The following is a 7379-nucleotide window of genomic DNA, read 5'->3' on the forward strand; positions in this document are numbered from 1 at the left end:
GTCGTCACGGTCGTCCCGGTCGGGTCGTCACATGTTGATCATGTGACCGGCGAGGCCGTGGATGGCCTCCTTGACCGCCTCGCCCAGGGTCGGGTGGGCGTGCACGTTGCGGGCCACCTCGTGGACGGTGAGGTCCCACTGCTGGGCCAGCGTCAGCTCCGGCAGCAGCTCGGTGACCTCGGGGCCGATCAGGTGGGCGCCGAGCAGCTCGCCGTACTTGGCGTCGCTGATCACCTTGACGAAGCCGATCGGGTGGCCGAGGCCGTGCGCCTTGCCGTTCGCGGTGAACGGGAACTTGGCGACCTTGACGTCGTGGCCCAGTTCGCGGGCCTGCGCCTCGGTGTAGCCGAAGGAGGCGATCTGCGGCTGGCAGTAGGTGGCGCGCGGGATCATGGCGAAGTCGACCTCCATGGTCTCCGCCCCGCCGATGGTCTCGGCGGCGATCACGGCCATGGTCTCGGCGGCGTGCGCCAGCATCAGCTTGGCGGTGACGTCGCCGATCGCGAAGATGTGGTCGACGCTGGTGCGGCCGCGGCCGTCCACCGCGATGGCGTTGCGGTCGGTGAGCTTGACCCCGGTGTTCTCCAGGCCGTAGCCGTTCACCCGCGGCGCGAAGCCGATCGCCTGGAGCACCTTGTCGGCCTCCAGCACCTGCTGCTGCCCGTCCTTGGTGACGGTGACCCGGACCTTGGCGTTCGGGTCGCTGTCGTCGATCGACTCGACCCGGGTGGAGGTGAGCACCTCGATGCCCAGCTTGCGGTACTGCTTGGCGAGTTCGGTGGAGACCTCGACGTCCTCCAGCGGCACCACCCGGTCCAGGAACTCGACGATGGTGACCTTCACGCCGTAGTTGTGCAGCACGTAGGCGAACTCGACGCCGATCGCGCCGGCGCCCGCGATGATGATGCTCTCCGGCAGCTGCTCGGTGAGGATCTGCTCCTCGTAGGTCACCACGCGCTCGCTCAGGCTGGTGCCGGGCAGCAGGCGGGTGGTGGCGCCGGCGGCGATGACGCAGTGGTCGAAGGTGACCACGTCGAAGCCGCCGCCGCTGAGCGCGACCTGGAGGGTGTGGTCGTCGACGAAGGTGCCCCAGCCGTCGTACTCGGTGATGCCGTTCTTCTTCATCAGGTAGTGGACGCCCTTGACCCGGCCGTCGGCCACCGAGCGGCTGCGCTTGAAGGCCTCGCCGAAGTCGAAGCTCACCGTGCCCTCGACCTTGATGCCGAAGGTCTTGGCCTCCTTGGTGAAGATGTGGGCGAGCTCGGCGTTGCGCAGCAGGGCCTTGGAGGGGATGCAGCCGACGTTGAGGCAGACGCCGCCCCAGTACTTGGCCTCGATGACCGCGACCTTCAGACCCAGCTGGGCCGAGCGGACGGCGGCGGTGTAGCCGCCGGGGCCCGCGCCGAGGACGACGACGTCGTAGTGGGTGCTCATCTTGCTGGCTCCTCCGGGGGTGTCCCTGTGTCGTGATCTCGGTCCCATGGTGTCAGGACCGGGCTCGGCGCACCCACCGGGTCCCGGCGGGCACGCTCCCGGGCGGCACCGTACCGGGCCCGGGCCGAATTGTCAGTGGGGCCCGTTACGGTGGCCCGTACCCGGCTCCACCAGGGGCGATGACGGAGGGAGGGTTCGAATGGACGGAACGCGCACGGCGGGCGGGTGGGCCCGCCGCCCGAGGACGACAGCGGGCCCACCCGGGCGTCAGGCCGTCACCTCACGACCTGCGGCGCCGCTCGTGCCGGCACTGCCCGATCCGGCACGGCCCGGGGTGCTCATACCCGTTCCGGCGGTCGGCTGACCGGCCGGGCGCCGGGCCGCGGGCGCGTCCGCCGCCGGCCGTCGCAGCGAGGAGAGGTCCCAGGCGTAGGTGCCGACGGCGTGGGCGATCACGTCGATGTTGGCGTCGAACACGTCGGGGTCGAGGTTGTCCAGGTCGTCGCAGGCCTTGTGGTAGCAGGAGTCGAAGGCGGCGCCCGCCGTGCCGCCGTAACGGGCCTGCTGCTCGGGGGACTTGATCACCTCGGCGCCGGTGTCGGTGCCACCGGCCGGGATGCCCGCGTCGATGAACGGCCCGTAGTCGGAGCGGCCGTCGAAGGCGGTCGGGTCGTGCGGCAGGCCCCGGCCGTCCAGGTACGCGTTCAGGTCCCGTTCGATCTGGGCCGAGCCCTCCGGACCTGCGGGGCCGCCCGTGCTGCCGGAGCCGTTGTAGACGAACTGCGCGTAGTTGGGGGATGCGATCATGTCGAAGTTGAGGTAGAGCCGGATCCGCTGCCGATCCGCGTCGGAGAGCGACTTCACGTACGCCTCGGAGCCCTTGAGGCCGAACTCCTCGGCGGACCACCAGGCGAACCTGACCTTGTTCTTCACCGGGCGGGCCCCGAGGTTCCGGGCGACCTCCAGGGTGCCGGCGGTGCCGGAGCCGTTGTCGTTGATACCGGGGCCGGCCGGGACGGAATCCAGGTGGGCGCCGATCATCACGGTGTTCGCCGGGTCCCCGCCGCGGGTCTCGGCGATGACGTTCCAGGTCTTGCGCGGCTCCATGACGGTCTTCAGGTCGAGGGCGACCCGCACCGGCCCGGCGGCGGCCTTCGCGGCCAGCGCCTCGCCGTCCGCCCTGGCGATCCCGCCGGTGGGGATCCGCCCGGCGGTGGGCTCGCCCAGGGTGCCGCTGAGGGCGCCGTCGGTGTTGTTGTAGATCAGCGCCCCGACGGCGCCGGCGGTCGCCGCGGCCGCCTGCTTGTCGGCGAAGGGGCAGCCGCCGCGCCGGATCAGCGCGATCCGGCCGGTCACCGAGCCGGCCGGGTAGTCGGCGGCCGTGCAGCCGGTGGCCGCGCCGACCGGGGCGACGCCCAACTCGGCGGTCAGGCCCCCGTCCGGGCCGCTCACCGAGTACGTCATGGCGGACACCGGCACCGACTCGGCCTGCGGGGAGAGGACTTGGAGGTGCTCCGAGCGGGCCTCGAAGAAGGTGTACTCGAACTCCTGCCGGGAGACGAGGAGTCCGGCCCGCCGGGCCTGCTCGTAGACGTAGCGGGCGGATTCGTCGTGGCCCTTCGAACCCGCCGCTCTGGTGCCGCCGTTGCGGTCGGCGAAGCGCTGCAGTGCGGCCAGGGTGCGGTGCGCGGAGTCGGCGCTGCTGGCCGCGACCAGGCGCTCGGCCAGCCTGGCGCCCCGGCGGGCCGGGTCCGGATCGGCCTGGGCGCTGCCGGCCCCGACCAGTAACACCGGGGTGACCAGCGCGGTGACGGCCAGCGCGGCGCCCGCACGACGGCGGGCTCGGCTGGTGCGGGTGCGGGCGGAGTGGGTGGGACGGGCGGTGCGCGACTGCAAGGCGGCTCCTTCCGACGGTCCGTGGACTCACGATTGGACCCGAACCGTCCCGCCTTGCCAAGGCCGCCGCGCGGCCGCGAGGTGCGGAGGCGGCCGTCGGCGGTGATCCTGGAGGGGTGGGGGCGTCTCATCCAGGAGGGTGAACAGATGTCCATGCTGGATAAGCTCAAGCAGATGCTCAAAGGGCACGAGGACCAGGCCGAGAAGGGGATCGACAAGGCGGGCGACGCCTTCGACGAGCGCACCCAGGGCAAGTACAGCAGCCAGGTGGATACCGCCCAGGACAAGCTGAAGGAACAGTTCCGCGACCAGCCGCCGCAGTAGCGCGCGGTCGCGGTCCCGCCCGGCCGGGACCGGCGGCGCTCAGCGCCGGCCCCGGCCCTCCCGCGCCGACTCCCCGCCGTCGCCTTCCCCGCCATCGCCTTCCCCGGCGTCCTCGCCGCTGTAGCCGCAGTTCTCGCACGGCCCCGGGCCCGGCCGGTCCCGCAGCCGCCCGCACTCCGGGCACACCCGGTCCAGCCAGCAGGCCGACTCTCCGCCTTCGTCCATGCCCCGATTCTGCCCGGCGCCTCCCCGGCGAGGCGAGTAGACACCGTCTACGGCGATCCGGTAGACAGTGTCTATGCACGAGAACCACACAGCGAACGACCAGGACCTGCGCACCCGCCTGGTGGCCGCCGGGGTCGAGCTGGTGAGCCGCGACGGCGTGCAGGCGCTCGGCCTGCGCGAGATCGCCCGGCACGCCGGGGTCTCCCACGGAGCGCCGCGCCGCTACTTCCCCACCCACCGGGAACTGCTCGCCGCCATCGCGCGGCACGGCTTCGGCCGGCTCACCGACGCCCTGGCCGGCGCCGACGCGCTCGCCGCCACCACCGGTGCCGGCGCCCGCACCCGGATCGAGGCGCTGGCCCGCGCCCACCTCGGCTTCGCGGCCGCCAACCCCGGCATGTTCGAGCTGATGTTCCGTCACGACCTGCTGGAGGGCAGCGGCACCGAGCTGCGCCACACCACCCTGCCGCTGTTCCGCACCCTCGCCGGGCTGGTCGCCGAGGTCCATCCGCACCTGGAGGACCCGACCGCCGCCACCGCCGCCCTCTGGGCCAACCTGCACGGCCTCGCCCAACTGCGCGGCTGGGGCAGCCTGCGGCTGGCCACCGGCGGCGACGACCTCGAACCGCTGCTGCGCGCCGCCCTGGACGCCCACCTCGGCCCGGTCCCCCGGTGAACCCGCGGCACCGCCGGGGGCTCGCCCTCGCTGCCAGCATCACCGGCGCCGTCCTGGTCGCCCTCGACGGCACGGTGCTGAGCGTCGCCCAGCCCACCCTGCAACGCGACCTGCACGCCTCGGTCACCGCCGTCCAGTGGACCAGCACCGGCTACCTGGTCACCGTCGCCGCCCTGCTGGTCTTCGCCGGCCGGCTCGGCGACCGGTACGGGCACCGGCGTCTCTTCGTCCTCGGCGTGACGGGCTTCGCCGCGAGCTCGGCCGGGATCGCCGTCGCCCCCGGCATCGGCTGGGTGATCGCCCTGCGGGTCACCCAGGGCGTGGCGGGCGCCCTGCTCCAGCCCGCCACCCTCGGCCTGCTGCGGGCCGGCCGGCCCGCCGACCGGCTGCCCGGCGCGATCGCCGCCCGCACCGCCGCGATCGGCCTGGCCGCGGCCGCCGGACCGCTGGTCGGCGGCGCACTCACCACCCACCTGGGCTGGCGGGCGGTCTTCCTGCTCGGCCTGCTGCCCGCCGCGGCCGCCCTGCTCGCCGCCCTCGCGGTGCCCGCCACCCCACCCGCCCGGACCGCCACCGGCCTGGACCTGCCGGGCGCGGGCCTGCTCGCCCTGGCCCTGGTCGCCCTGGTGCACACCCTGGTGACCCTGCCCACCGACGGCTGGACGCCCGGCACCGCCCTGGTCCTCGCCGTCGCCGCGCTGGCCGCCCTCGCCCTGGCCCGGCACGAGCGGCGCACCGCCCACCCGCTGCTGCCCGCCGCCCTGCTGCGCTCCCCCACCGTGGGGCCCGCCCTCGGCGTCCTGCTCGCGGCCTCGGCGGCGGTGCTCGGCGTGCTCTTCCCGGCCACCTACTTCCTCCAGGACGTCCTCGGGCTCGACCCGCTGCGCAGCGCCCTGCGGGCGGCCCCGCTCGCGCTGACGATGATCCTCGCCGCGCCCGCCTCGGCCTGGCTGGCGAAGCGTCACGGGGTGCGCCGGACCGTGCTGGCGGGGATGGCGCTGATCACCGCGGGCATCCTGCTCACCGCCCGGCTCGACCCCGCCTCCGGCGACACCGCGATCGGCTGCTGCTTCCTGCTGCTCGGCTGCGGCCTGGGCGCGGTGATGGCCACCGCCACCTCGGCCATCGTCCAGGCCGCGCCCGCCGCCCAGTCCGGGGTCGCGGGCGGCCTCCAGCAGACGGTGATGAACATCGGCCCGGCGCTGGGCATCGCCCTCGCCACCACGGTGGCCGGCCGCACCGCCCCGGGCTCGGCCCTCACCCCGGTCGCCCTGGCCACGGCCGCCACCGCGGCGGCCGGCGGGCTGCTGGCACTGCGACTGCCCCGGGGGCGGGCGTCACGAGCCTTGCCCGACGTGACCTAGCACCGCCATCATGAAGCTCCGATTACAGCTTCAACACCTAGGCGGGGAAATGAAGTTGAGGATCAGGGCGGCGCTGACGGCGGCCGCCCTCACAGCCGGGTCGATGGTCGGCCTGGCCGTGGCGCCCGCTGCGCAGGCGGGCACCTGTACCGAGAGCGTCGGTGCCGTGATGGAGGTCGTCACCACCGGCGGGTACGACCTCGGCACCTTCCACCAGGGCTACGACTTCTGCCAGAAGCGGGCCTACGCCGAGTTCTACTTCAAGGACCTGTGGGTCTCGCAGGTCGCGGACGGCAACAGCAAGGTCTGGATCGTCAGCGGCGCGTCGAACGACCCGGGCATGCACACCGGCAGCCCGGCCGGTGCCACCTGGTGGGACGCCGGCAGCCAGAGCATCTACAGCACCAGCAGCGAGGTCTACCAGGCCGGCTTCTACCTCTCCTGGAAGGGCAACATCTGCCAGGGGCACAGCGACTGGTACTACGGCAGCGGCACCCCGCTCGGGGCCGGCGTGGGCGGCCCCAGCTGCAAGACGGTCGGCGACGGCCCGACGTAGGGAGTACCGGACCCGAACCGGCCCCCGGCGCGCTCGCACGCGCCGGGGGCCGGCCGGTGTCAGCCCGCCTCGGCAGTGGAGACCACCACCACCTTGGCCACCGTGCCGTCCTCGCCGACCGAGTCGCGCAGGTGGCGGAAGCCCAGCCGCTCGCACAGCGCCAGGCTCGCCCGGTTCTCGGCGCCGACCAGGCCGTAGACCTCCTTGAGGCCGAGTTCGTCCCCGGCGTAGCGGATCAGGCCGCGGACCACCTCGGTGCCCAGGCCCCGGCCCCAGCACTCCGGGACGAGGGCGGCGACCAGCTCGTGGCCGTCCACGTTCCCGGTCGGCTTCACCTCCGCGTGGCCCGCGTAGGCGCCGTCCAGCCACAGGCCCCAGATGTCGAAGAGCCCCTGGGGGTAGATCTCGCTGAGGATGGCGCGGAACAGGGTGCGCAGTTCCGGTTCCGGCACCAGGTCCTGGCCCATCCAGCGGCACACCTCCGCGTTGCGGAGCAGGCCGACGAAGGCGTCCTCGTCCTCGGGTCTGTACGGGATGAACTCCAGGCGTTCGGTGCGCAACACGGGGGTCACGGCGGCTCCTTCGGGGACGTACTCGGGGAAGTACCTGGGGTGGTGCGGGGTCCCGGGGTCAGGCGGCCGTGGTCAGGCGGCCGGGGTCAGGCGGCCGGGGTCAGGCGGCCGGGGTCAGGCGTGCCGGGTCAGGCGCCGGCGTTCTCCATCCGCTCGCGCAGGCTGCGCGGGCGCATGTCGGTCCACACCTCGTCGACGTAGGCGGAGCACTCGGCCTCGGTGCCCTCGTGGCCGACGGACTGCCAGCCCGCGGGCACCTCCAGGTCGACCGGCCAGAGCGAGTACTGCTCCTCGTCGTTGCGCAGCACCTGGTAGCGGGTGTTCTCGTCCAT

Annotated in this window: 9 protein-coding genes; 4 read left to right on the top strand and 5 right to left on the bottom strand. The window is 73.6% G+C overall.

Annotated elements, in window-relative coordinates; genetic code table 11:
- Window positions 1–27 precede the first annotated feature (27 nt).
- Window positions 28–1434, bottom strand: coding sequence for a dihydrolipoyl dehydrogenase (gene lpdA, locus ABTZ03_RS08450; protein WP_350512106.1), 1407 nt, complete (start codon window positions 1432–1434; stop codon window positions 28–30).
- A gap of 267 nt (window positions 1435–1701) precedes the next feature.
- Complete coding sequence (locus tag ABTZ03_RS08455) at window positions 1702–3252, bottom strand: M28 family metallopeptidase (protein WP_502894418.1); 1551 nt, start codon at window positions 3250–3252, stop codon at window positions 1702–1704.
- 225 nt (window positions 3253–3477) lie between these two features.
- On the opposite strand from ABTZ03_RS08455, the gene ABTZ03_RS08460 reads away from it, so the two are divergent.
- Window positions 3478–3654 carry an antitoxin gene (locus tag ABTZ03_RS08460; RefSeq protein WP_350512108.1) on the top strand — a complete coding sequence of 59 codons (177 nt, stop codon included), beginning with the start codon at window positions 3478–3480 and terminating at the stop codon, window positions 3652–3654.
- Between the two features lie 39 nt (window positions 3655–3693).
- Here ABTZ03_RS08460 and ABTZ03_RS08465 read toward each other — a convergent pair whose 3' ends face one another.
- Window positions 3694–3879 (bottom strand): hypothetical protein, encoded by a 186-nt coding sequence (locus tag ABTZ03_RS08465; RefSeq protein ID WP_350512109.1) that lies wholly within the window; start codon window positions 3877–3879, stop codon window positions 3694–3696.
- A 73-nt stretch (window positions 3880–3952) separates the two neighbouring features.
- On the opposite strand from ABTZ03_RS08465, the gene ABTZ03_RS08470 reads away from it, so the two are divergent.
- The 3 genes from ABTZ03_RS08470 to ABTZ03_RS08480 are packed head-to-tail and all read left to right on the top strand — an operon-like array spanning window position 3953 to window position 6475.
- Entirely contained in the window at window positions 3953–4555 is a 603-nt protein-coding gene (locus tag ABTZ03_RS08470; protein ID WP_350512110.1) for a TetR/AcrR family transcriptional regulator, read from the top strand.
- The gene (locus ABTZ03_RS08475; protein WP_350512111.1) at window positions 4552–5919 is read left to right on the top strand and encodes an MFS transporter; all 1368 of its coding nucleotides are present in this window, start codon (window positions 4552–4554) and stop codon (window positions 5917–5919) included. Before ABTZ03_RS08470 ends, ABTZ03_RS08475 begins: the two co-directional genes overlap by 4 nt.
- Window positions 5920–5968: 49 nt before the next feature.
- The gene (locus ABTZ03_RS08480) at window positions 5969–6475 is read left to right on the top strand and encodes a hypothetical protein (RefSeq protein ID WP_350512112.1); all 507 of its coding nucleotides are present in this window, start codon (window positions 5969–5971) and stop codon (window positions 6473–6475) included.
- 59 nt (window positions 6476–6534) lie between these two features.
- Here the strand turns inward: ABTZ03_RS08480 and ABTZ03_RS08485 are convergent, their stop codons facing one another.
- Entirely contained in the window at window positions 6535–7047 is a 513-nt protein-coding gene (locus ABTZ03_RS08485) for a GNAT family N-acetyltransferase (RefSeq protein ID WP_350512113.1), read from the bottom strand.
- Between the two features lie 128 nt (window positions 7048–7175).
- The gene (locus tag ABTZ03_RS08490; RefSeq protein ID WP_350512114.1) at window positions 7176–7379 is read right to left on the bottom strand and encodes an MbtH family protein; all 204 of its coding nucleotides are present in this window, start codon (window positions 7377–7379) and stop codon (window positions 7176–7178) included.

This window comes from Kitasatospora sp. NPDC096077, from assembly GCF_040303245.1.
In the GTDB taxonomy this organism is placed as follows: Bacteria; Actinomycetota; Actinomycetes; order Streptomycetales; family Streptomycetaceae; genus Kitasatospora.